Genomic DNA, 23924 nt, shown 5'->3' on the forward strand with positions numbered 1-23924 from the left:
TGCCGGTCATGAGACGCGGCGGGCAAGGTCACCGGACCTACAGCGTGGCTGTCTTCGTGGTGCTCGCCTCTCTCGACAATGTAGCGATCGGGCTGGTGCCGCCGCTGTACGGGAAGATCGGCGACGCGCTGGAGGTGCCGGAGAGCGCGATCGGACTGGTTACGGCTGTCACGTTTCTCGTTAGCGCGATCGCGGCCGTGGCCTGGGCGTACACGGGGGACCGGGGTAACCGGAAGCCGTTGCTGATGATGGGCACGCTGCTGTGGGCGGCGGGTACCGCTGGCACGGCGTTGTCGAACGGTTACGCGGCGTTCTTCGCGGCGCAGGTGCTCGCGGCGATCGGGTTGGGTGCCGTGGCGTCGGTCGGGTTTTCCGTGGTGAGTGACCTGATCTCGCCTCGGCGACGGGGTCTGGTGATGAGCCTGTGGGGGCTGTCACAGGGCGTCGGCACGCTGGCTGGCACGCTCGTGGGTGGCGTGCTTGGCCGTGGCGACTGGCGACTGCCTTTCCTCACTCTCACCGTGGTCGGCCTGGTCGCCACCCTCGCGTACCTCTTCACGTACGACATCCGGCGCGGCCAGAGCGACACCGAGCTGAAGGGTGTACTGGCCAGCGGCGGCGACTACGACTACCGGATCAGCCGCTCCGACGTGCCGACCATCCTGCGGCGGCGCACCAACGCCTGGCTGGTGCTACAGGGCGTGACGGCGCAGGTGGCATTCGGTTCGCTGGTGTGGCTGCCGGTGCTCTTCCGCGAGCGGGCCGAGGCGCAGGGGTACAGCGAAGACACCGCGATCGTCGTCGGCAGCATCTTCGCGATCCTCTTCCAGCTCGGCGGCGCACTGTCGATTGTGGGCGGTCTGGTGGGTGACCGGCTTCAACGGCGTACACCTCGGGGCCGGGCCATGGTCGCGGCCGTCGGCGTTCTCGCGGCGCTGCCGTTCTACTTCGTGCTGTTCTTCGTGCCGTTGCGGGTCGACGTGCCGGACGGCGCGTCGGCGGGCGCGGTGATCCGGGCGGTACTCGGCAGCGTGGTGACCGAGCCGACCGTTGGGCTCAGCCTGCTGGCGGCGATCGTGGCGCTGGCGATGACCTCGGCGAACTCGCCGAACTGGTTCGCCCTGATCGCCGACGTCAACCTGCCGGAGCACCGCGGCACGGTGTACAGCCTGGGCAACCTCGCGAACGGCGTGGGCCGCGCGGCCGGAAATGGCCTGGTAGGTGTGGTTTTCCGGGCCTTGCAGGGCCCGTTCCCGCCGCCGCTGAACTACGCGGTCGGGCTGGCGGCGTTCCAGCTGTTCTTCGTGCCGACCGGCATCATGTACTGGCTCGCGTCTCGGACCTCGCCGCGCGACATCGCCGAGGTCCACGCCCTCCTCGAAGCCCGCGCCGAACGCGCCCTCCACCCATGATCAGGGCGTCCCTCAAGTCGCTCTAACGACTTGAGGGACGCCCTGATCACGAGAAAAGCGCTACGCAGCCCAAACGGTTACGTCCTGGGGGACCTTGCCGGATTCGGTCAAGGGTTCGCTGGACAGGAGCACTGTCAGGCCGGCCGGGACGGGCGCGGGGTCGGGGCCGAAGTTGGTCAGCACGTACACATCGCCGTTGCGGAAGGCCAGCACGTCGTCGGTATGGGTCTCCCAACCCAGCGCGCCGGTGCCGAGCGCGTGCTGGGCGCGCAGCCGCAACGCCGCCCGGTACAGCTCGTACGTCGAGCCGGGAACGCCCCGCTGCCGGTCGACCGCGTACTCGGCCCAGATCGCCGGCTGCGGCAGCCAACTCGCGTCGGTGGGGCCGAAGCCGTACGACGGCGCGTCCGCCTCCCACGGGACGGGCACCCGGCAGCCGTCGCGCCCCTTCGACTCGCCGCCGGTGCGGAAGAACAACGGGTCCTGCCGTGCCTCGTCGGGCACCGCGGTGTCCTCCGGAAGACCGAGCTCCTCGCCCTGGTACAGGTAGGCGGAGCCGGGCAGGGCCAGCATCAGCAGCGTGGCCGCCCGCGCCCGGCGCAGGCCGAGCACCGCGTCGGGCTGCGGGTCGTCGGGGCCGATGCCCTGCGGGCGGGGCGTGCCGACGGGCAGGCCGAGGCGCGAGGCGTGCCGCACCACGTCGTGGTTGGACAGCACCCAGGTGGTGGGCGCGCCGACGGCGGCGTTGGCGGCCAACGACCGGGTGATCACCGAGTACTGGGCGCCGGCGCTCCAGGACGCCTCCAGATACTCGAAGTTGAACGCCTGGTGCATCTCGTCGGGCCGCACGTAGGCCGCCAGCCGTTCCGCGGGCTCCACCCACGCCTCGGCGACCAGGACGCGCTCGCCCGGGTACTCGTCGGTCACCTGCCGCCAGTCGCGGTAGATCTCGTGTACGCCGTCCTGGTCCCACATGGGCGGCCGCGGGTGATCGGCGTCAGCGGCGAACAGCAGCTCGGCGGGGTAGTGCCAGTCGGCGAGGTCGGCCTGCTTGATCAGGCCGTGCGCGACATCGACACGGAACCCGTCGACGCCCCGGTCGAGCCAGAAGCGCAGGACGTCGAGGAACTCGGCGCGCACCTCGGGGTGATCCCAGTTGAGGTCGGGCTGCGCGGCGTCGAACAGGTGCAGGTACCACTCGCCGTCCGCCACCTGGGTCCACGCCGGCCCACCGAACGTGCTCTTCCAGTTGTTGGGCTTCTCGGGGCGGAAGATGTATCGCGCGCGCTCCGGGCTGCCCGGGCCGGCGGCGAGCGCCGCACGGAACCAGGGGTGCTCGCTCGACGTGTGGTTGGGCACCAGGTCGACGATCACCCGCAGGCCGCGCTCGCGGGCCGCGGCGAGCAGCTTGTCGGCGTCTTCGAGGCTGCCGAAGATCGGATCGACGCCGCGGTAGTCGGATACGTCGTACCCGGCGTCGGCCTGCGGCGAAGGATAGAACGGCGAGAGCCAGAGCGCGTCGACGCCAAGCTCGACGAGGTGGTCCAAGCGGGAGGTGATGCCGGGCAGGTCGCCGACGCCGTCACCGTTGGAGTCGGCCCAGGACCGCGGGTACACCTGGTAGATCACGGCATGGCGCCACCACGGCGCGCTCTGCTCTGGCATGAGCTCTAGTGTGCCCGAGGCGGCGCGGTGGATTCGCGGACGGTGAGACGTGTTGGCAGGATCACGGTGTCGTCGACCGGGCCATGGTCCTGCGTGAGTGGACGCAGCAGCGTGGCGGCCGCCAACCGGCCCTGCTCGGCGGCCGGCTGAGCCACCGTCGTGAGCCCCACCACACCTGCCAGGTCGTGATCGTCGATGCCGATCACGCTGACGTCCGCCGGTACCCGCAAACCAGCCTGGCGGAGCGCGGCCATCGCTCCCATGGCGATCTCGTCGCACGCCGCGAAGATCGCGGTGGGTGGCGCTCCGCGCCGCAGCAGCTCGGCCACCGCGCGCCCGCCGCCGGCGACGGTGAACTCCGCCTCGACGTCGAGCTGCGCGTCGGGCTCGATGCCCGCGGCCAGGAGCGCCTGGCACCAGCCTTGGCGGCGGTCGATGTGGGTGGTGAAGGCCAGCTCGTCGGAAGGGTCGCCGGAGATGTGCGCGATCCGCCGGTGTCCGAGCCCGATGAGATGTTCGGTCGCGGTACGCGCGGCCGCGACATCGTCGATCCGGATACTGGGCCAGCCGGGCACCCGCGTGCCGGAGCTGACCGTGACACCGGGCAGCTTGAGCCCGGTGACCGAGGCGAAGTCGTCGGCCAGCAACGGGGTGGCGACGAGCATCACCGCGTCGACCCGCTTGTACAGGGCGGAGGTGTGCAGCAGCCGCTGGCGTTCGTGCTCGCTGCCGCCGAGGTTGTAGAGCAGCAGGTCGTAGCCGGCTTGGTGGAAGGCGTCTTCCGCGGCCTCGACCACGGTGGCGAAGAACCACCGGGTGATCCGCGGCACGACGACGGCAACGGACCGGGTCTTGCCACCGGCCAGGCGGGAAGCGCTGGGCGAGGCGATGTACCCGAGCTGCGCGGCCGCCTCCAGTACCCGGGACCGGGTGGCCTCGGAGACTGTCGGCAGGCCGCGCAACGCTCGGGAAACGGTGGCCGTCGACACGCCGGCCAGCCTCGCGACGTCATCGATCCGAGGCACGCCGCACCTTCTCGGGCCTAGCCCTTGACGCTGCCGGTGAGCAGGCCGCGGACGAAGTACCGCTGGAGGGACAGGAACACGAGTAGCGGGATGACGATCGCGACGAAGGCGCCGGAGGTCAACCGTTGCCATTCGTTGCCTCGGGTACCGGCCAACTCCGCCAGCCGCACCGTCAGCGGCGCGGTTTCGTCACCACCACCCGCGAAGATCAGCGCCACCAGCAGGTCGTTCCACACCCAGAGGAACTGGAAGATGGTCAGCGACGCGAGTGCCGGCGTGATCAGCGGGAGGACGATCGTCCGGAAGATCTTCGCGTGGCTGGCGCCGTCGACCCGAGCCGCCTCCATCAGCTCACCGGGGAGCTGGGAGACGAAGTTGTGCAGCAGGAAGACGGCGAACGGCAGCGCGAAGCAGGTGTGCGCGAACCACACCTGGATGAACTTCTGCTCGTCGTCGAGATTCCAGGCCGGCATCAGCGTGATGCCGGCGAGGGTGACCCCGCGAGAGAAGAAGCTCAACAGCGGCACCAGCGCCATCTGAAGCGGCACGATCTGCAGGGCGAAGATCCCGACGTAGATCCAGTCGCGACCGCGGAACTTGATCCAGGACAGCGCGTACGCCGCCATCGCCGCGAACGCGATCGGGAAGAGCACCGACGGGATCGTGATGACGACCGAGTTGACGAAGTAGTTGGCCAGCTGCCCGGATGAGGCGGACCGGCCGAAGAGCACGTCGTTGTAGTTCTCCAGCGTGAAAGCGGGGCTGCTGAAGAACGTCCACCACCCGGTGGTCTTGATGTCTTGCTCCGGGCGCAGCGACGAGACGAACAGCCCGAACGTCGGGATCGTCCAGAGCACCGCGATGATGATCGAGACGACCGTGGCGGCACGGGTGTTGAGCCGCTTGCGGACCCGCCCGGCGGCGGTGCCGGGCAGCTTCTCACTGGTGACGCCCGGCAGTACCGGTGTCGTGGTTGACATGTCAGCCCTCCCGCTGCTTCCGGAGGTTGCGAATCTGGAAGATCACGATGGGGATGACCAGCACGAACAGGAAGACAGCTAGGGCTGAACCCTGCCCGGTCTGCTGGTACCGGAAGGACTGGTTGTACATCTCGAGCGCGATCACGTTGGTGTCGTAGTTGCCGTTCGTCATGGTCCGCACGATGTCGAAGATCTTCATCGTGGCGACCGTGATCGCGACGATCACGACGATCAACGCCGGCCGGATGCTCGGCATCGTCACGCGCCAGAACATCTGCCAGGCGGTGACTCCGTCGAGGCGCGCGGCTTCGACGATGTCGGCGGGGATCGCCTTGATCGCGGCGGAGAGGATGACCATGGCGAAGCCGGCCTGGATCCACACCATGACCACGATCAGCAGCAGCGTGTTGAGTGGCGAGTCGAGCAGCCACTGCTTCGGCGTGCCACCGAACCAGACCACGATCTGGTTGAGCAGGCCGATCTGGTCCTGCTCCTCCGACCGGTACGCGTAGACGAACCGCCAGATGATGCTGGCGCCGACGAACGAGATCGCCATCGGCAGGAAGATGAGCGACTTGGCGACCGCCTCCAGGCGGGCCTTGTCGACCAGTACCGCGTAGATGAGCCCGACCGACGTGGCCACCGTGGGCACGAGCACGACCCACAGAAGGCTGTTGAGCAGGACCTTCACCGCGTCGTCGTTGGTGAACATCCAGTTGTAGTTGTCGAACCCGACGAACTCCGAACTGTCGCCGTTCATGAACGACAGCAGCGTCGTCCGGATCGCCGGCACGACAAGCCCGATGGCCAGCAGAACCAGCACCGGGAACAGGAAGAACAGCGCGTATCCGAACTCGCGCGGCTTGCGCGGCCGGCGAGTAGGCGCGGGTATGTCACCGGCCGCGATGGCCACGAGCCGGCGTTCGCGCCGGCGGCCGAAGAACGCCGGCACGGTGTCCAGTAGCAGAAGGAGCCCTCCGACCACCACGACGAACCCAACGAGTCCGTACAGCAGCATCACGAGCTTCGGAGAGATGTCCTCGAATTCCATCCGCCCTCCCCGGGGGATCGGCCGGCCCGAACCTCAGCAGGAGGCTCGGGCCGGCCTCGCCGTTATTTCCAGGAGTTCTGGACGGTCGTGAGCGTGGTGGCGGTGTCCCTGCCGTTGATCCAGTCGACCATGGCGCGCCACAGCGTGCCGGCGCCGACGGCCGAAGGCATCAGGTCGGACCCGTCGAACCGGAGCACCTTGCTCTGGTCCTGAAGGATCTGGACCGACAGCTTGTCGATCGGGTTGGCGAAGTTGTTGATGTCCGCGCCACGGCTGCCGGAGACCCAGTTGCCGAGCTTCGCGCGGCTGTTGGCGTAGTCCGGAGTGGCCAGGTAGTTCTGCACCGCCTGGACCTCGGGACGGTCGGCGAAGGCGACGGTGAACTCACCAGCGGCCAGTACCGGCTCGCCCTTGCTCGGGTCGATGGCGGGGAAGTAGAACGCGAACACGTCGCCGTCTTCGGCGACCTTGGTGCCCTCGGGCCACTGGTTGGCGTAGAACGACGCCTGCCGGTGCAGGGAGCACTTGTTTTCCAGGATCGGAAGACCGGCTTCCTGGAACGAGGTCGTCGAGATGCTCTTGACGTCGCCGAAGCCGCCGTTGACGTACTTCGGGTTCTTGAGGATCTCACCGGCCTGGTTCAGCGCGGTGGCGACCTTGGGGTCGTTGAACGGGATCCCGTGGGTGACCCACTGGTCGTAGACCTCGGGGCCCGCGGTGCGGAGCATGAGGTCTTCGAGCCAGTCGGTCGCCGGCCAGCCGGTGGCGTCACCGGACTCGATGCCGGCACACCACGGCTTTTCCTTGGTACCCGCGATCTTGTCGCTCAGCGAGATGAGCTCGGCCCAGGTCTTCGGGACCGTGTATCCCTTCTCCTGGAACTGCTTCGGCGAGTACCAGACGAAGGACTTGACGTTCGAGCCGAGCGGCGCGCCGTAGAACTTGCCGTCGACCGTGCTGTACTTCAGCCAGTCGGCCGGGTAGTTGGCCTCGGCCGACGACTTGGTGTCGGCGGGAGCCGCCTTGAGCTTGCCGGCCTTGGCGAACGTGGCCAGCAGACCCGGCTGCGGGATGAACGCGATGTCGGGCGCGTTACCGCCGTCGACACGCACCTGAAGCTGGGCCTCGAACTCGCCGCTGCCCTCGTAGTCGATATCGATCCCGGTGCACTCGGTGAACTGCTCCCAGGACTGCTCCAGCAGGTCGGCCTCCGTGTCACGGATCGACGCGTAGATCGAGACCTTCTTGCCGTCGTTGCCGTCGTACTTGTCAAAAGCGGCGCAGTCCGCCGAGTCTCCGTTGCCACTTCCGCTGTCGTCGCCGCCGCAAGCGGCGGCGCTGATCGCCAGACCTACCACACTGGCGATCACGAGGGCTTGGCGTGGTCTGGGAAAGACCGCCATGCCGTCCTCCTTCCCTTCCGATGCGCCGGCCCGCGCACCGGTCCCGACTGAGATGGGCGTCGTCCTCACATGTAAGCGCTTGCACGATCTTTCGTCCAGGCTTTCGGGGGACACGTGCCGTAACGATTCGGAAACTTTGGGAGCGCTTCCATGTGGCCTGAAGGCCGAGTCTTCCCATGTCTGAAAATTTCTGCCAAGATGCCTGTCTATGTAGAAGGATTTCATCATAGGAGGTGCTGGATGTATAGACGTACGCTCCCGATCCTCGCCGCGGTGGCCGCCGTCGCGGCAGCGGTCGTGGTGATCCCCGGTACGGCACAGGCGGCACCGACGTTCAAGGTGCCGTTCCCCTGTGGACAGTCATGGGCCGGGCAGACGCGTCCCGAGCACAGCCCCGCCAACGCCATCGACTTCAACCGCACCGACGACCAGGGTGACCCCGTCGTCGCGAGCGCGCCCGGCACCGTCGACCGGGTCACCGACCTCGGCAGCACGAGCTACGGGAAGTACGTACGGATCAATCACGGTGGCGGGTACACGACGTACTACGCGCACCTCAACGCGTTCAACGTGTCTGTCGGGCAGACCGTCGGGTACGGATCGGTGATCGGCTGGGTCGGCACCACCGGCGGCTCCAGCGGCCCGCACCTGCACTACGAGCAGCGCCTCAACGGCAGCGACGTCCAGATCCGCTTCAACGGCGCGCTGGCGCTGTACTGGGGCGAGAAGACGTACACCAGCGACAACGCGTGCTCGGGCAGCAACACGGGCGTGGGCACGGTCAACACGACCTCCGGCGTCGCGCTGACGGTCCGTTCCGGGCCGGGCACCGGGTACAGCGCGGTTGGCAGCGTGGCCGACGGCGCCACTGTCACCATCTACTGCCAGACCACCGGCACCACGGTCACCGGTACCTACGGCACCAGCAACATCTGGGACCGCATCGGCACCGGCCGGTTCGTGTCGGACACGTACGTGCAAACCGGCTACGACGGCTTCATACCCAGCGTTCCCCGGTGTTGAGCTCGTCCTCCCACGACGTCCTGGGCCGGATCGGGGTGAGCCGGTCGCGGTGCGCCCGGATCCGGCCCAGGTCGAGCGCGACCGTGGCGTGCCTGCCCACCCGCGGCGTCACCGGATCGGTGAACTCCTCCTCCGTCATGGCCTGAAGCGCGCTCAGCGCGGCGGCGACCAGCGCGGTCGAGGTGAGCAGGGTGATGGGTACGACCAGCAGCGACGGGTTGATGCCCTCCACTCGGCCCTCGCCGATCGGCCACAGCCGGACCCGCATCGCGGCCATCCCGGTGTAGTGCATGCCGCAGACGGCGACGCCCATGATGCCCGAGGCGATGACGATCGCCCGCCAGCCCCGGATCGTGACCGTGAACCAGAGGGCCACCGTCGCCGCGACGACGGCGATGACCGCGGAAGCGGCGACCATCCCGGTGTCGTACTCGATCCGCCCGGCCACCCGCACGGCGGCCATCCCCGTGTAGTGCATGGCGAGCACGCCGCAGCCGGTCAGCAGCCCGCCGCCCGCGATGCGGGCCGAGGAGCGGCGGCCGTGGCCGGCGATGAAGACCCCGCCGCCCACGGTGGCGATCGCGATCACCAGGCTCGCGGCGGTCAGGAACGGGTCGTACCGGACGGGACTCTCCGGCACGTCGAAGCCGAGCATCGCGGTGAAGTGCATCAGCCAGATCGCGGCTCCGCCGATCGAGACCGCCGCGAGGACCAGCCACCGGGCGCGGCGGCGGCGAGTGCGGGCTTCGCGGGCGCGGGTCGTGCAGACGAGGCCCAGGAGCGAGCCCAGAAAACTTATGAGGTACGCGACGACGGGGCTGACCACGCCATGCGTGAGGTGATGGATTTCGGCCACGGTGGCGATTCAGTCACGCCACAAGGCGGGCTAGCCGGACATTCTGTGCGCCGGCGAGCAGAGTCAAGCGCTGAGGTCGCCGTACCGGCCCCACCGTCGGGGAGGACGTAGCTGCTCGGGTACGGCGACCTCAGCGGGTCGGGTCGGCACGGATGAGGGGATGTGCGGGGTTTACGTGAAGATGCTGACCCCGCCTGGGCCAACGAGCAGGCCCACGATGATGAGGACGACGCCCCACAGGATCTGCCGGCGGAACAGCGCGAGTACGCCGGCGACCACGAGAATCACTGCGAGAATCCACAGAAGTAAGTCCATGCCGATGATGTACCCGAGCGCTCTGGCGCGGAAACCTGCTGATCAGCCGAGGGTCAGCCCAGGTGAAACACGCTGTACGCCTGCTTGATCACCGGGTGGGCGACGTTGCGCACGCGTACCCCGCCCGGCGTCGTGCCGCGCTCGGTGCCGGCGTGCGCGTGGCCGTGTACCGCCAGCGCGGTGGGCGCCGAATCGATGGCCTGGCCCAGCAGGTACGAGCCGAGGAACGGGTAGATCTCCGGTGGCTCGCCGGCCAGCGTGTCCGGTACCGGGGCGTAGTGGGTCAGCGCGACCCGGGTATCGCAGTCGAGCTCCCGCAGCGCGGCACCGAGCTGCTCCGCTGTGACGCTGGTCGTGCGCACGAACGCCTTCATCTCCGGCTCGCCGAACTCGCTGGCGCACCGGCCGGCGAACCCGCCACCGAAGCCCTTGGCACCGGCGATGCCGAGCGCCCCGCCGGGGGTGTCGACGACCGTACTGTCGCCCTCCAGTACCGCGATCCCGGCGTCCGTGAGCACCTTGACCACCTGCGGCACCTGGTCGCAGTGGTGGTCGTGGTTGCCCAGGACGGCCACCACGGGCACGCCGAGCCCGCCGAACTCGGCGGCGACGCACCGCGCCTCGGACTCGGTGCCGTGGCGGGTGAGGTCGCCGGCGAGCAGCAGCACGTCGGCCTGCTCGGGCAGGCGATCCAGGGCGGGTCGGAACCGGCCGACGACGTCCTGGTCCATGTGTACGTCGCCGACCGCGGCTACGCGGATCATGGAAGCTCCTCCGCCTCGGTCGGGGCATTCGCCCGGGTGACACCGATGTCGACCGACAACGGGACGTCCGGGAAGCTTTCGTGTACCAGGCGCAGGATCTCGTCGCGGCGCTGGCGGCTCTCCACCTCGCCGCACAGCACGAGCACCCGCTCCCGGCGTACCACCTTGATGCCCTGTTCGGCGAGGCCACCATGCTCGGTGAGCAGGCGCTGGACGGCGGCCTCGGTGTATTCGTCGATCATGACGACGGCTCCTTCTGTGGCACCACCTCGAGCCGGTCGAGCAGCACCAGGAACGCTTCCGCGTACGGCGACGCGGCGGTCTCCTTGCGCACCTGGTCCCAGTCGATCTGCTCGCGCAGCGACCGGGCGAGCGGCAGCCCGCGCGCGAAGTCGCAGTAGTGCTGCGAGTAACTGAGCAGCTTGTGGACCATCAGGTTCGTGGCCGACAGGCAGGGCATCTGGATCGCGTCCACCGGCCGGATCACACCGCCGGACAGCGTCTCGTCGGTCACCGGTGTCTCGATGGGGCGGTGGATCAGGTCCACCATGTGCCCGTGCTCGTCGTACACCTTGACCAGCCAGTCCTCGGGCGGCCGCTCGGCGGTGAAGCCGGCGGCCACCAGCGCCTCCAGCGCCCCATCGACGTCGCGTTCCCGGATGAGGAAGTCGACGTCGTGGTCGCCGGAGTGCCCACCGTGCGCGTAGACGGCGAAGCTTCCGCCGAGAACGAACGGCACATCCGCCAGTTTCAGGGTGGCGGCAACGCGCTTCAGGGTCTTGAGCAGGCCTACGTCAACGCCATTGGTCATCAGCTACGAATACCCGTGGGCGATCTATTTCACACACTATGCCGCGTCTTCACCCAGCTGGCCGCGGAGCTTGACGAGCGCGCGGGCGAGCAGCCGCGAGACGTGCATCTGGGACACGCCGATCTGCTCCGCGATCTGCGACTGGGTCATGTTGCCGTAGAACCGCAGCGTCAGGATGCGCTGCTCGCGCTGGTCGAGCGTCGCGAGCGCGGGACCGAGCGCGACCCGCAATTCGGCGAGCTCGAACTCCGCGTCGGTGCTGCCGAGCAGGTCGCCCAGCTCGGTGGCGCGATCGCCGTCGCTGGTCGGCGTCGACAGCGACACCGCGTTGTACGCGCGGGCGCCCTCCAGCCCTTCCAGCACCGCTTCTTCGCTGATCCCGAGGTGCGCGGAGAGGTCGGCGACCGTCGGCGAACGACCGAGCGACTGGAGCAGCGTGCTGGTCGCCTCGGAGATCGACAGGCGCAGCTCCTGCAGCCGGCGCGGCACGCGGATGTCCCAGGTGCGGTCCCGGAAGTGGCGCTTGATCTCGCCGATGATGGTCGGGATCGCGTAGGCGGCGAACTCGACACCACGCTCGGGGTCGAACTTGTCGACCGCCTTGATGAGGCCGACGGTGGCGGTCTGCACGAGGTCGTCGAGCGGCTCGCCGCGTCCGGAGAAGCGATTCGCCAGGTGGTTGGCCAGCGGGAGCCAGCTCTCGATCACCTGATCGCGGACCCGGGCCCGGGACGGGTGGCCCGCGGGCAGGGAAGTCATGGTTGCCAGCAGGTTGCTGGCGCTATCGGCAAGGCTCCGCTCGTCGAGCGGCGTGGTCGGCACAGTCTTGGTCGGCACGGCGGTCCCCCCTGTAAGGCAGTTGCGGACACGGGCCAAAAAGCGACACGCATTGGCTGATCAGATATCGACCATAAACCAGAAGTGCATGGGAAATCTAGCCGAAAGGACGATGGATAAGTGGTTCGAAAAGGGTAAAAGGGACTATTTGCCAATAGGTGGCATCGTCTCGGTACCGTTGGTTGGCATGGTTCTCCCCGCCCATCCGGTCCGCCGTCCGCGCATCGTGGCGCTCGTCGGCGTCGACGGCTCGGGCAAGACCACCCAGGCCCATCGACTCGCCGCCGAGCTGACCGATCGCGGCATCCCCGCTCACTACTGGCAGAACGCCGGTGGCCGCCGCTGGTTCGGGCGGCTGGCCCGGCACCTGGGACGGCGCGACGCCCAGGGTCTGCTTGGCCGCACCGGCCTGCTCTGGGTCGAGTCGCTGCTGCGCTGGCTCGCGATCGCGCGGGCGCTGCTGCGCTCGGTGCTCACCGGGCAGGTGGCGGTCATGGACCGGTATGCGGTGTGCCAGTACGCGAGCATCCGCACCCAGGTCGGCGGCGGCCGTGGTGAGTGGCTGGCGCGACTGGCGTACGCGGTGTTCCCGCCGCCTGACGTGACGTTTCTGCTCGACGTGCGCCCCGGTGAGGCGTACCAGCGGATCGAACTGCGCGGCACCGACCACGAGACCGTCGACTACCTCGCGGCGGCGAGCGCGGCGTACCGGTCGCTTCCGGAGTACCCGACATTTCGGGCGATCGACGCCAACGGCACCCCGGATCAGGTGACCCGCCGGATCCACGAGCAGCTGGGCCTCGCGGATCTGGAGTTCTCAGGCTCTGCCGTAGACCGGAACAGCCGCGCCGCTGGTCGGCCCTGATTCGTCGCTGGCCAGGTACCGGATGATCGGTGCGATCTCCTCCGGCTGTACCCACCGGGAGTGGTCGGCGTCCGGCTGCGCGGCCCGGTTGGCCGGGGTGTCGATCACGCTCGGCAGCACGGTGTTGCACCGCACGCCCTTCTGCCGGTACTCGGCCGCGACCGCCCCCGCGAACGCGAGCACCGCCGCCTTCGCGGTGATGTAGCCGGCCGCGCCCGGGAACGGCGCGACGGCCGCGCGCGACGACACGCACACCACCGCGCCTCCGCCGGCCGCCAGCAGGTGCGGCAGCGCGGCGTGGGTCACGAGGTAGGTGGCGCGCAGGTTGAGCGTGAGCATCGCCTCGAACGCCTCGTACGGCGTCTCGTGCACCAGCCCCGTCGACGCGTACCCGCCGACGAGATTGACGACCGCCCGCAACGGCGCGGCGGCCTCGCCCGCGGCGGTGGACACCGCTTCCTCGACCGCCCCCGGGTCATTCAGGTCGGCGATCACATATGTCGCGTCGCCCTTTTCCTCGGTTGCCGAGCGCACGGGCGCGACGACCCGCCAGCCCGCCGCGGCGAACGCGGTCGTGACCGCTCTGCCGAGCCCACCCGTGCCGCCGGTGACCAGCACCGTCCTGTCTGACATGGGTCACACCGTATCGCCGGACCGGATGAGCCGAATGTGGTAGGCGAATGGCACGGTCAGATAGCTATTCTGGCGCCCACGCACGCCCAGTTGGGCGTACCTTCTCAGTACTCGACAGTCACGGTTGACGGTCCGGGCATTCTGAAAGTAAGTTTCATCCGTGGCGAAGACGACGAAGGTTTCTGCGACACACGAGTCAAGCGGGCTGATTGTTCACATCAGCGGCCTGCTGCCGTCGTTGTCGCCGGCCGAGCAGCGCGTCGCTCGTCTCGTCGTGGCCGATCCCGCCGACGCCGCGCGCCGCACCATCACCGACCTCGCCACCGCCGCCGAGACCTCCGAGGCCACCGTCATCCGGTTCTGCCGGTCGGTCGGCATGGAGGGATACCCGCAGCTGCGCATCCGCCTCGCGGCCGAGGCCGCCCGCCGGGTCGAGCCGCCGGACGCCCGGGTCGTCGGCGGTGACATCCCGCCCGGCGCCGACCTGGCCCAGATCATCGCCACGATCTCGTTCAACGACGCGCGCGCTGTCGAGGAGACCGCCGAGCAACTCGACCCCGCCGTGTGCGAGCAGGTCGTCGACGCCATCACCGCCGCCGGTCGCGTCGACGTGTACGGCGCCGCCGCCAGCGGGTTCGTCGCCTCCGACTTCCAGCAGAAGCTGCACCGCATCGGCCGCACCGCGTTCTACTGGCCCGACATACACATGGCGCTCACCTCCGCCGCGCTGCTGGGCAAGGGCGACGTCGCGATCGGTATCTCGCACACCGGCACCACCTCCGACGTGATCGAGGTGTTGCAGCAGGCAAAGGCGCGCGGGGCCACCACGGTGGCGCTGACCAATTTCCCGCGCTCGCCGATCACGGATACCGCGGACTTCGTGCTCACCACGGCGGCCCGCGAGACCACGTACCGCTCCGGGGCGATGGCCAGCCGGTTGGCGCAGCTGACCGTCATCGACTGCCTCTTCGTCGGCGTCGCCGCCCGTAACCGGACCAAGGCACGCCGGGCGCTGGAGGTCACCGCCGAGGCGGTACAGCCCCATCGGGTGACCTCCGCACGGCGGTCGCGTTGACGGCGGATACGGACGGCCGACCCGTCGTCCGTATCGGCTCGCCCACCGAACTGCGAAACCCAAGCAGCGAAGACCTGGACCTGATGTCGACCCGCGAGGTGCTCGGGGTCATCAACGAGGCCGACCAGGCTGTGCCGCTGGCGGTCTCGGCGGTACTCGACGAGGTCGCCGCGGCGGTCGACCTGGCTGTCGCCGCGATCAGGGGCGGGCACCGCGTGCACTACTTCGGCGCCGGCACGTCCGGTCGACTCGGCGTGCTCGACGTGGCGGAGCTCGCGCCCACGTTCAACACGCCGCCCGACTGGTTCCGCGCCCACCTCGCCGGCGGGCCCGAGGCGACCCACCACGCGGTCGAGGACGCGGAGGACGACGAGGCGGCCGGGGCCAGCGAGGCGGCCGCCTCGGTACGCGCCGGTGACCTCGTCGTGGGCCTGGCCGCCAGCGGTCGCACGCCGTACGTGCTGGGCGCACTGCGCACCGCGCGGGCCAACGGCGCGTCCTGCGCCCTCGTCGCCGCCGACCCGGGTGCGGCGGCCGCCGCCGAGGTAGACGTCTTCATCGGCGTCGACACCGGTCCCGAGGTCATCACCGGCTCCACCCGGATGAAGGCCGCCACCGCGCAGAAGCTCGTGCTGAACGCGTTCTCCACCGCGGTCATGGTCCGCCTCGGCCGCGTGTACTCGAACCTGATGATCGACTTAGTCGCCACCAACGCGAAGCTGCGCGGCCGGATGATCTCGATCCTCATGGCCGCGACCGACCGGAGCGAAGAGGACTGCCGGCGGGCGCTCGCCGAGGCGGGTGGCGACCTCAAGATCGCACTCGTGACTCTGGTGTCCGGCGCCGACGTCGCTGGCGCCAAGGCGGCGCTGGGACGGTCCGCGGGCCATGTTCGAGGCGCCCTCACTCACCTCGCATAGTGTGCCGCGCCACGGGTAAGCCCTGAACAAGCGCTGAACCACCGACGGCGTACGTCCGTACTGTGAAGTGACGAGGATCGCAGACAGGTAGTGAGCCGGATCGCTGTGCGGGCCAGCACCAGGTGATGTCATCGACTGGGCGAAACGTGCACAGTGGCCGTCCAATCCGCCCCGAGGTTGTAACCGAATCCCTTGATAGAGCGCAGTGCACAGCAAGTACGCACCGGGCTCTCAGCTATTACTCAGGCATTCGTGACACTTTCGACTCACGAGACGGAATCCCAAGCGCGTCTCAACTGTTGTGTAGGTGTCAGCACCGCGGGGGATAGCGGAGGTTACGGGGGAGGGCTGATGAACGTCGGGACAGCAGGTAACAAGGCAAGTGGTGCGAGCGAGGGGATCGTGAGCGACGTGGAAAGCAATGTGGTGATGCGCACGGATGAGGTCGCCGAGGAGCGCGACCTGGTCGGCGTCTATCTGCACGAGATCTCACGCACGCCGCTGCTCGACGCCGCAACAGAGGTAGACCTCTCCAAGGCGATTGAGGCCGGACTGTACGCGGAGCACCTCCTCGACGAGGAGCGGGTTCCGCAGGGCGTGGGCCGTGAAGAGCTGGAGCGCCTCGTCATCGAGGGCGAGCGCGCCAAGGATCTGTTCATCCGCGCCAACCTACGGCTGGTGGTGTCGATCGCGCGGCGATACGTGCGGTCCGGCATGCCGATGCTCGACCTGATTCAGGAGGGCAACACCGGTCTGGTGCGCGCGGTGGAGAAGTTCGACTACGAGCGCGGGTTCAAGTTCTCGACGTACGCCACGTGGTGGATCCGCCAGGCGATCAGCCGGGCGATCGCGCAGCAGGAGCGCACCGTGCGGTTGCCGGTGCACCTGGTCGAAGACGTCAACCGGATGCGCAACGTCGCCCGACAGCTCACCCGTGAGCTGGGCAGCGACCCGGAGCCCGAGCAGATCGCGGTCGCGCTGGGCGTGCCCGTCGAGCGGGTGCACGAGCTGGTGCGCTGGTCGCAGGACACCGTGTCGCTCGACACGCCGGTCGGCGACGACGGCGACACCAACCTCGGCGACCTGGTGGCCGACAGCGACGCCCCGTCGCCGGAAGACATCGTGCTCACCGGTCTGGAGCGGCAGCGCATCGAGGGTCTGCTCAACCACCTCGACGACCGGTCGGCCGGCATCATGCGTGCCCGGTACGGGCTCGAAGACGGCCGGGAGCACTCGCTCACCGAGGTGGCGTCGCGGTTCTCGCTTTCGCGCGAACGCATCCGGCAGCTTGAGATCCAGGCGCTCGGCCGGCTCCGCGAGCTGGCCCGTGCCGAGGGCCTTCAGGCGGCATAACCAGAGCAATCAACAACGAGCGGCCGGCGCCTAGTTTGGGGCGCCGGCCGCTCGTGTGTGGGGCGCCGGCCGCTTGCCTGTCTACGCCGGGGCGGGCTCGGGCAGCCAGCTTCGTGCGGTGCGGGCCGTGTAGGCCCACCAACCCACCCAGCGCCCGTAGCGCTCTCGCAACTCGGCGGCGGTCGGCGCCGGCTCGCCATAGACCGCCGTGGCGGCCGCCTCGAACTGCGCCATGTCGAGCGGGGCGTCGTCGGGGCGCCCCAGCACCCGCAGCAGCAGCCCGTGCGCCGTGAACGCGCCGATCCCCGGCACCGCGAGCAGAGCCTTCCGCACATCGCCGTACGCCCCGGTGCGCAGCCACTCCTCGTCGAGCGCCAGCACGCCTTCGACCACCTCACGCACGCGGCGCAGGCGCTGGCGATTGCCCGCGTATCGCAGCAACTCCTCGTCGGTGAGCGCCGCCACGGCGGCCAGCGACGGAAACGCGACGTGGCGCACACCGTCGACCTCCAGCGCCGGACCGTGCTCGGCGGCCAGCCGGCGCTTGCGGGCCGCGGCGAACCACTGCGTGCTCCGCTGGGTCAGCGCGAAATACACGGCACCCTCGGCGAGTGACGCGAATCGCACCTGGTGCAAACCGTGGGCGGCGCTCAGAAGCGGCGCCATCGCCGGATCGCTCCCGGCGGCGGCCAGGAAGCCGGACATGTCGTCGTCGAGGCTCAGCCAGCGAGTGACGTCGCTCTCTAAAATCGCGAGCTGGGCGGCGTCGGGTGGCTCCGCGCCGTAGACGGTCATCTCCACGCCGGCGTCGGCCGGTGCGATCTCGACCACAACCGCCTTGTCGGCGCCGCCTCCCTGGACGCGGAACGCCTTGCGGACCCGGCCTTCGAGGATCTGGTGGTCGGCGGCGCAGGGCGCGAAGCCCGCCAGCGCGCGCAGGGACATCTCGAACGAGTAGGGCGCGGTGGCGGGAAGCACAGCGCGGTGCACCACGGTCACATCAGTCATGCCCCGAGCGTCCAAACCGGGTACGACACTTTCCAACCCCGCGACACGCCGGCAACAACCCCCCGCACGGCGGGGGTCGTGGGAACGCGGAGGGTGAGGCCGCGGGAGCAACGGCTAGGACCCCGGCGGACGCCGCGGCAGCTCAAAATCCCGAGATCTTGGAGGGTTTGGCGGCGCGCCGATCAAGGGCGATCGCAAGGATCAAGGGCAAACGCGCGCGGTTTAGAGATCGAACCACGTGCGTTTGCCCTTGATCGACGGCGCGGGGCGGCGCGGGGCCGCGGGCGTCGCCGCGAGGCGCGCGTGGCGCGCCCGCGGCGGCGCGGCTAGCGGACTCGGCCGTAGCCGTAGGGGGTCATCATGTCGACGCTGGAGAGCTTGACCGACTCGCCAGCCTGCGGGGCGTGGATCACCTTGTTGCTGCCCACATAGATGGCGACGTGCCCGAGCCCGCTGTAGAAGACCAGGTCTCCCGGTTTCAGCGAACTTCGACCGATATGAGCGACCTTGTCCCACTGCATCGCGGCGTTGTGCGGCAGCGACTTGCCGGCGGCCTTCCACGCGGCGAGCGTCAGGCCCGAGCAGTCGTACCCGTTGGGCCCTTCAGCGGCCCACACGTACGGCGTGCCGATCGCGTTGTACGCGAAGCGCACCGCGACACCCGCCTGGCCGGAGACCGACGGGACGGTGCCGGTGTACGAGCCGCTGGACGAGGTCGCCGAGCCGTACGCCTTCTCGCGCATCTTGTAGAGCTTGTCGAGATCGGCCTCGATCTTCTTCTTACCCGCCGCCAGCTCCTTGACCTGCGCGGTCTGCTTGGCCTGGGCGGCGTCGAGCTTCGCCTTCTCGTCGAGGAACTGCCGCTGCGACGCGGTGAAGCTGGCCACCTGAGACTGGCGGTCGCGGGCGAGCTTGTCCAGTACGCCGAGGCGGTCGACGAGGCCGCCGTTGCCGCCTTGGAGCAGGGCGTTCGCGTTGGCCAGCCGGCCCGATCGGTAAGCGACCGAGGCCATCCGGCCGACCTCCGCGTCGGCGACGGCGACCTGCTGCTCAAGCGGGCCGAGCTTCGTGGCGACCACCTGCGCGGCGGCCTTGGTGGCCTTGAGGTCCTCTCCGGCCTTGTTGTATGCCTCGACGATCTTTTCCAGCTCCGTCGACGCCTTGTTGATCTGCTGCGTCAGCTCGCTCGCGGATGGCTCAGCCTGTGCGGCGGCCGCGGGCACGATGAGGCCGATGCCCACACCGAGCAGTACGAGGGCGCGCAGCAGCGTACGCGCGGATGACAAACGGTGACCCCTCTTCCGCAGGCCGCCTACCGGGTTAGCTGACGGATTCGGGCGGGAAGAACGCCCTACCGCACGAGTGCGGATTCACCCCAATACACAAGGTGGGTCCCCGGTTCGCTCACGGACCGTAGTCACGTTTTGGCGATTCGGCAGCACCGGGCCGGCGCCACCCGGGGGAGTGACTGACGACCGGACCAGCCGCTCCAACCTAACGTGATCATCGCTGAGGCGGAAGTGGCAGGGGAGTGATTAGTTCATCAAGTAGGGCTCCGTTACGGAGCGTGTTGGATCGAGACCAAACCGTCGCTTGACGACCTTGGGATCTCTAGTTAAATGGCCGGTAACTTGTGATGTAGAACACAAGGAGCGCCGGGGCGATGTTGCGGGTGCGGAACCTCGAGGTCGTCTACGACGACGTGATGCTGGTGCTGCGAGGCGTCAGTGTCACCGTCCCGCCTGGCGGGGTCGTCGCGCTTCTTGGTGCGAACGGTGCCGGCAAGACCACCCTGCTGCGCGCCATCACGGGCCTGCTCGACGTGCACGACGGCGAGGTCACCAAGGGCGCGGTCACCCTCGACGACGAACCCGTGCACCACCTGCGGCCCGCGGCCCTGGTGCGTAGGGGGATCTGCCAGGTGATGGAGGCCCGGCGGATCTTCGCGGAGCTGACCGTCGAGGAGAACCTGCGGATCGGCGGTCACACCAGCCCCAGCCGGATAAAGCCCCGCCTCGACGATGTGTTCGACCTGTTTCCGGTACTGGAGCAGCGCCGCCGGCGGACCGCCGGCTACCTGTCCGGCGGCGAGCAGCAGATGCTGGCGATCGGCCGGGCGCTCATGGCCGAGCCGCGCTACCTGCTGCTCGACGAGCCGAGCCTCGGGCTCGCGCCCCGGCTGGTGGAGCAGGTGCGCGAGATCATCATGGCGATCAACAAGCGCGGCACCGGCATCCTGCTCGTCGAGCAGAACGCCACGATGGCGCTGTCGATCGCGGGCCACGGTTACGTGCTGGAGACCGGCCGGGTGGTGCTCGACAAGCCGGCCGCCCAGCTGCTCGCCGACGACGACATCCGCGAGTTCTACCTGGGCCTGGGACGCAAGAGTTTCCGCGACGTGAAGCACTACCGGCGGCGTAAGCGGTGGTTGTCATGACGATTCTGGAGTTCACGGACGTCCACCTCAGCTTCGCCGGCGTGAAGGCGATCGACGGGGTGAGCTTCACGGTGGGCCGCAAGGAGCTCTTCGCGGTCATCGGCCCGAACGGCGCCGGCAAGACGTCCATCTTCAACGTGCTGTCCGGCGTGTACCGGCCGCGCTCCGGCCGGGTGGTCTTCGACGGCACCGACCTGGTCGGCAAGCGGCCGCACGAGATCGCCGCGCTCGGCATGGCCCGCACGTTCCAGAACGTCGAGCTGTTCGCGAACCTCACCGTGCTCGAAAACCTGATGCTCGGGCGGCACAACCACATCCGGTACGGACCGCTGTCGGCGATCGCGTGGCTCGGCCGGGCACGCCGCGCGGAGCTCGCCGCCCGGGCGGCCGTGGAGCAGATCGTCGACTTCCTGGAACTGGAGCAGTGGCGCCGCCTACCGGTCGGGCTGCTGCCGTACGGCGTGCAGAAGCGGGTCGAGCTGGGGCGGGCGCTCGCGATGGAGCCGAAGCTGCTGCTGCTCGACGAGCCAGTCGGCGGGATGAACGTCGAGGAGACCGAAGACATGGCCCGGTTCATCCTCGACATCCGCGACGAACTGGACATCCCGATCGTGCTCGTCGAGCACGACATGGGCCTCGTGATGGACCTGGCCGACCGGGTCCTGGTGGTCGACTTCGGCCGGGCCGTCGCCACCGGGTCGCCCGCCGACATCCAGCACCACCCGGACGTGATCCGCGCCTACCTGGGGGAGGTGCAACCCACATGACCACCGACACCCGCGTCAAGGCCGCGGTGACGATCGCTTCCCGGGTACGCGAGCACGCGCGCGCGACACCTGACGCGATCGCCATGCGGGAGAAGGACTTCGGCATCTGGCAGGAGGTCACCTGGACCGAGTACTGGGACACCGCGCGCACCGTCGCGCACGCGTTGCTGGCGTTGGGCATCGAGCCGGGTGACCGGGTGGCCATCCACGCCGAGAACCGCAAGGAGTGGCTCATCGCCGACGTCGCCACCGTCGCGGTACGCGCCGCCACGGTCGGCCTGTACCCGACGAACCCGGCCAGCGAGGTCGGATACCTGCTGCGCCACTCGGGCGCCCGGGTGCTCGTCGCCGAGGACCAGGAGCAGGTCGACAAGGCGCTGGCGGTACTCGACGACTGCCCCGACCTGGAACGCATCGTGTACCTGGAACCGCGCGGCATCCGGCACCGGTACCGCCATCCGAAGCTGATGTGCTGGGAAGACCTGGTGCTGCTGGGCGTGGCGCACCGCGACGCCAACCCGGACGCGCTCGACGAGCGGATGGCGGCCGCGCGTTCCGACGACATCGTCACCGTCATCTACACCTCGGGCACGACCGGGCCGCCGAAGGGCGCGATGCTTTCGGCGTCCAACGTGGACTTCGCGATCCGGTCGCTCGTCGAGGGCGGCGGGTTCACCTCGCCGCCACCGGGCCCGAGCGACCTGCTGCTGTCGTACCTGCCGCTGTGCCACGTCGCCGAGCGCATCTTCACGACGTGGTTCAACGCGGGCGCCGGCACCCAGGTGAACTTCGCCGAGTCGATCGCGACCGTGCAGGCCAACCTGCGCGAGGTGCAACCCACCGTCCTGTTCGGAGTACCGCGGATCTGGGAGAAGATCCTCGCCGGGGTGAGCATCAGGCTCGCCAGCGCCTCGCCCCTCAAGAGGCTCAACGCGCGGGTCTGGCTGGCGGTGGCTCGCCGGATCGGCGACACGCTGGTGCGCACGGGCGGCACGCACACGCTCTCGACACGTCTGATGTACGCCGCCGGTTGGCTGTTCTTCTACCGGGCCCTGCGCGAGCGGATCGGGGTAGGGCGGGTGCGGTACGCGGCGTCGGGGGCCGCCCCGATCGCGCCGGACGTGCTGCGCTTCTTCATGGGCATCGGCGTGCCCATGCACGAGGTGTACGGCATGACGGAGAACACCGCCGTGGCGACCGGCAACCGGCCGGGCCGCATCAAGCTCGGCACCGTCGGCGAGCCGCACTCCGAGGTGGAGTTGCGGATAGACGAGGACACCGGCGAGATCCTCACCAGGCACCCGGGCACGTTCGTCGGCTACTTCCGCGATCCGGCCGCCACCGCGGCGGCGCTCACCGAAGACGGCTGGCTGCACACCGGCGACATCGGGGAGTGGGTCGACGGCACGCACGTGCGCATCACCGACCGCGCCAAAGACATCATGATCACCGCGGGTGGTAAGAACATCGCGCCCTCGCAGATCGAAAACGAGCTGAAGGCGTCGCCGTACATCAAGGAGGCGATCCTGGTGGGCGACCGCCGGGCGTTCCTCGGCGCGCTCATCGGCATCGAACCCGACACCGTCGGCGAGTGGGCGCAGCGCCGCGGGCTCGCCTACACGACGTACCGCGACCTGTCCGGCAAGCCCGAGGTGCGCGCGCTCGTACAGTCCATCGTGGACGCGGTGAACGGGCGGCGTGCGCCGGTCGAGCACGTGAAGCGCTTCCGGATGCTGCCGAAGGAGCTCGACCACGAAGACGGCGAGCTGACCGCCACGCAGAAGGTGAAACGAGCCGCGATCGCCGGTCTCTTCGCCGATCTGGTGGAGGAGATGTATGGCTGAGCTGATCGAGGCGGTGCTGCGCGGTCTCGGTACCGGCAGCGTCTACGCCCTGCTCGCGCTCGGCTTCGTCATCATCTACAAGGCCACCCGCGTGATCAGCTTCGCGCAGCCGGCGTTCATGCTCGCGGGCGTCACGATGGTCACGTACCTCGTGCTGGAGGTCAGCTTCTGGGTGGCTGTACCGGTCGCCGCGCTCCTCACCGGTCTGCTCGCCCTCGGCGTGGAGCGCCTGGCGGTACGGCCGATGGTCGGGCGCCCGGCGTTCGTCGTCGCCATCATCACGCTAGGCGTCGACGTGGCCGTGCGGGTGGTGGTAAACGCGTTCATCGGCCTGGACGTGCGCAACGTGTTGGATCCGTGGGGGCTGCGCACGGTCGGCATCGGCGGCATCGACATGCAGCAGCGCCACCTCGCCGCGTTCCTGACCACCGCCGCGCTCGTGGCGGCGCTGTTCGCGTTCTTCCGCTTCACGCGGATGGGCCTCGCGATGCGGGCCGCCGCGTACGACCAGGAGGCCGCCCTGGCGCAGGGCGTCTCGGTCGGCACCGTCTTCGCCCTCTCCTGGGGGCTTGCCGGTGCGCTGGCGGCGGTGGCCGGCACGTTCGCCGCCGCCGGGTCCAGTGTGGACGCCGCGCTGTGGCTCATCGCGCTGACCGCCCTGCCCGTCATCATCCTGGGCGGGCTCGACTCGCTGCCCGGCGCGGTGGTCGGCGGGCTCGCGATCGGCGTGCTGCAGGAGCTGACGGCCACGTACCAGAACCACGCGCCGTGGCTGGGCGGCAACGTCTCCGTCATCACCCCGTACGTGGTGATGCTCCTCGTGCTGCTGGTGCGGCCGTACGGCCTCTTCGGCACCCGGGAGGTCGAGCGGGTATGAGTC

General features: G+C 69.1%; 24 protein-coding genes and 1 riboswitch. Of the genes, 10 read left to right on the forward strand and 14 right to left on the reverse strand.

Going from position 1 to position 23924, the window contains the following annotated elements; all coding sequences use genetic code 11:
* The first annotated feature begins 8 nt into the window (after nt 1-8).
* Nucleotides 9-1412: an MFS transporter gene (locus tag QMG73_RS26690; RefSeq protein ID WP_281900141.1), complete on the forward strand. Its 1404-nt coding sequence runs from the start codon at nt 9-11 to the stop codon at nt 1410-1412.
* 60 nt (nt 1413-1472) lie between these two features.
* Here QMG73_RS26690 and QMG73_RS26695 read toward each other — a convergent pair whose 3' ends face one another.
* The 5 genes from QMG73_RS26695 to QMG73_RS26715 form a co-directional block, all read right to left on the reverse strand.
* Nucleotides 1473-3077, reverse strand: a complete 1605-nt coding sequence (locus tag QMG73_RS26695; RefSeq protein ID WP_281900143.1) for a glycoside hydrolase family 13 protein — start codon at nt 3075-3077, stop codon at nt 1473-1475.
* A 5-nt stretch (nt 3078-3082) separates the two neighbouring features.
* Nucleotides 3083-4102 carry a LacI family DNA-binding transcriptional regulator gene (locus QMG73_RS26700; protein ID WP_281900145.1) on the reverse strand — a complete coding sequence of 340 codons (1020 nt, stop codon included), beginning with the start codon at nt 4100-4102 and terminating at the stop codon, nt 3083-3085.
* A gap of 17 nt (nt 4103-4119) precedes the next feature.
* Nucleotides 4120-5082, reverse strand: a complete 963-nt coding sequence (locus QMG73_RS26705) for a carbohydrate ABC transporter permease (RefSeq protein ID WP_281900147.1) — start codon at nt 5080-5082, stop codon at nt 4120-4122.
* A gap of 1 nt (nt 5083) precedes the next feature.
* Nucleotides 5084-6133: a carbohydrate ABC transporter permease gene (locus QMG73_RS26710; protein WP_281900149.1), complete on the reverse strand. Its 1050-nt coding sequence runs from the start codon at nt 6131-6133 to the stop codon at nt 5084-5086.
* Between the two features lie 62 nt (nt 6134-6195).
* Entirely contained in the window at nt 6196-7536 is a 1341-nt protein-coding gene (locus QMG73_RS26715; RefSeq protein WP_281900151.1) for an ABC transporter substrate-binding protein, read from the reverse strand.
* Between the two features lie 240 nt (nt 7537-7776).
* Between QMG73_RS26715 and QMG73_RS26720 the strand changes: the two genes are divergently transcribed.
* Nucleotides 7777-8559, forward strand: a complete 783-nt coding sequence (locus QMG73_RS26720) for a peptidoglycan DD-metalloendopeptidase family protein (protein ID WP_281900153.1) — start codon at nt 7777-7779, stop codon at nt 8557-8559.
* Here the strand turns inward: QMG73_RS26720 and QMG73_RS26725 are convergent.
* From QMG73_RS26725 to QMG73_RS26750, 6 genes are all read right to left on the reverse strand, one after another.
* A complete protein-coding gene (locus QMG73_RS26725) occupies nt 8534-9415 on the reverse strand; it encodes an MHYT domain-containing protein (protein WP_281900155.1) in 882 nt (293 codons plus the stop codon). The two genes, QMG73_RS26720 and QMG73_RS26725, sit on opposite strands and share 26 nt — an antisense overlap.
* Before the next feature lie 171 nt (nt 9416-9586).
* Nucleotides 9587-9730, reverse strand: a complete 144-nt coding sequence (locus QMG73_RS26730; RefSeq protein ID WP_170167261.1) for a GPGG-motif small membrane protein — start codon at nt 9728-9730, stop codon at nt 9587-9589.
* 53 nt (nt 9731-9783) lie between these two features.
* On the reverse strand, nt 9784-10494 hold the full coding sequence (locus tag QMG73_RS26735; RefSeq protein ID WP_281900159.1) for a metallophosphoesterase family protein: 711 nt from the start codon (nt 10492-10494) through the stop codon (nt 9784-9786).
* Nucleotides 10491-10736 carry a hypothetical protein gene (locus QMG73_RS26740; protein WP_281900160.1) on the reverse strand — a complete coding sequence of 82 codons (246 nt, stop codon included), beginning with the start codon at nt 10734-10736 and terminating at the stop codon, nt 10491-10493. The genes QMG73_RS26735 and QMG73_RS26740 overlap by 4 nt, the downstream gene beginning before the upstream one ends.
* Complete coding sequence (locus QMG73_RS26745; RefSeq protein WP_281900161.1) at nt 10733-11305, reverse strand: nucleotidyltransferase family protein; 573 nt, start codon at nt 11303-11305, stop codon at nt 10733-10735. Before QMG73_RS26745 ends, QMG73_RS26740 begins: the two co-directional genes overlap by 4 nt.
* Before the next feature lie 36 nt (nt 11306-11341).
* Nucleotides 11342-12064: an RNA polymerase sigma factor SigF gene (locus QMG73_RS26750; protein ID WP_281900317.1), complete on the reverse strand. Its 723-nt coding sequence runs from the start codon at nt 12062-12064 to the stop codon at nt 11342-11344.
* 265 nt (nt 12065-12329) lie between these two features.
* Between QMG73_RS26750 and QMG73_RS26755 the strand changes: the two genes are divergently transcribed.
* On the forward strand, nt 12330-13007 hold the full coding sequence (locus tag QMG73_RS26755; protein WP_281900163.1) for a dTMP kinase: 678 nt from the start codon (nt 12330-12332) through the stop codon (nt 13005-13007).
* Here QMG73_RS26755 and QMG73_RS26760 read toward each other — a convergent pair.
* On the reverse strand, nt 12960-13640 hold the full coding sequence (locus QMG73_RS26760) for an SDR family NAD(P)-dependent oxidoreductase (RefSeq protein ID WP_281900165.1): 681 nt from the start codon (nt 13638-13640) through the stop codon (nt 12960-12962). The two genes, QMG73_RS26755 and QMG73_RS26760, sit on opposite strands and share 48 nt — an antisense overlap.
* A 160-nt stretch (nt 13641-13800) precedes the next feature.
* Between QMG73_RS26760 and QMG73_RS26765 the strand changes: the two genes are divergently transcribed.
* The 3 genes from QMG73_RS26765 to QMG73_RS26775 all read left to right on the forward strand — a co-directional run bounded on the left by QMG73_RS26765 (nt 13801) and on the right by QMG73_RS26775 (nt 16988).
* Nucleotides 13801-14715 carry a MurR/RpiR family transcriptional regulator gene (locus QMG73_RS26765; protein ID WP_281900166.1) on the forward strand — a complete coding sequence of 305 codons (915 nt, stop codon included), beginning with the start codon at nt 13801-13803 and terminating at the stop codon, nt 14713-14715.
* Nucleotides 14712-15635, forward strand: a complete 924-nt coding sequence (murQ, locus tag QMG73_RS26770; RefSeq protein WP_281900167.1) for an N-acetylmuramic acid 6-phosphate etherase — start codon at nt 14712-14714, stop codon at nt 15633-15635. The genes QMG73_RS26765 and murQ overlap by 4 nt, the downstream gene beginning before the upstream one ends.
* Nucleotides 15636-15986: 351 nt before the next feature.
* Complete coding sequence (locus QMG73_RS26775; RefSeq protein ID WP_281900169.1) at nt 15987-16988, forward strand: sigma-70 family RNA polymerase sigma factor; 1002 nt, start codon at nt 15987-15989, stop codon at nt 16986-16988.
* Between the two features lie 81 nt (nt 16989-17069).
* Here QMG73_RS26775 and QMG73_RS26780 read toward each other — a convergent pair whose 3' ends face one another.
* Nucleotides 17070-17996 carry a DNA-3-methyladenine glycosylase family protein gene (locus tag QMG73_RS26780; protein WP_281900170.1) on the reverse strand — a complete coding sequence of 309 codons (927 nt, stop codon included), beginning with the start codon at nt 17994-17996 and terminating at the stop codon, nt 17070-17072.
* A gap of 326 nt (nt 17997-18322) precedes the next feature.
* Entirely contained in the window at nt 18323-19282 is a 960-nt protein-coding gene (locus tag QMG73_RS26785; RefSeq protein ID WP_281900172.1) for a C40 family peptidase, read from the reverse strand.
* 8 nt (nt 19283-19290) lie between these two features.
* Nucleotides 19291-19436, reverse strand: a riboswitch (cyclic di-AMP (ydaO/yuaA leader).
* Between the two features lie 223 nt (nt 19437-19659).
* On the opposite strand from QMG73_RS26785, the gene QMG73_RS26790 reads away from it, so the two are divergent.
* Genes QMG73_RS26790 through QMG73_RS26805 form a run of 4 tightly spaced genes read left to right on the forward strand, consistent with a single transcriptional unit; the run spans nt 19660 to nt 23921 of the window.
* A complete protein-coding gene (locus tag QMG73_RS26790; protein ID WP_281900174.1) occupies nt 19660-20433 on the forward strand; it encodes an ABC transporter ATP-binding protein in 774 nt (257 codons plus the stop codon).
* Nucleotides 20430-21200 carry an ABC transporter ATP-binding protein gene (locus QMG73_RS26795; protein ID WP_281900175.1) on the forward strand — a complete coding sequence of 257 codons (771 nt, stop codon included), beginning with the start codon at nt 20430-20432 and terminating at the stop codon, nt 21198-21200. The genes QMG73_RS26790 and QMG73_RS26795 overlap by 4 nt, the downstream gene beginning before the upstream one ends.
* Nucleotides 21197-23044 (forward strand): AMP-dependent synthetase/ligase, encoded by a 1848-nt coding sequence (locus QMG73_RS26800; RefSeq protein WP_281900177.1) that lies wholly within the window; start codon nt 21197-21199, stop codon nt 23042-23044. The genes QMG73_RS26795 and QMG73_RS26800 overlap by 4 nt, the downstream gene beginning before the upstream one ends.
* Nucleotides 23037-23921, forward strand: coding sequence for a branched-chain amino acid ABC transporter permease (locus tag QMG73_RS26805; protein ID WP_281900179.1), 885 nt, complete (start codon nt 23037-23039; stop codon nt 23919-23921). The genes QMG73_RS26800 and QMG73_RS26805 overlap by 8 nt, the downstream gene beginning before the upstream one ends.
* The last annotated feature ends 3 nt before the right edge of the window (nt 23922-23924 follow it).

The organism is Phytohabitans aurantiacus (genome assembly GCF_027923225.1).
Lineage (GTDB): Bacteria > Actinomycetota > Actinomycetes > Mycobacteriales > Micromonosporaceae > Phytohabitans > Phytohabitans aurantiacus.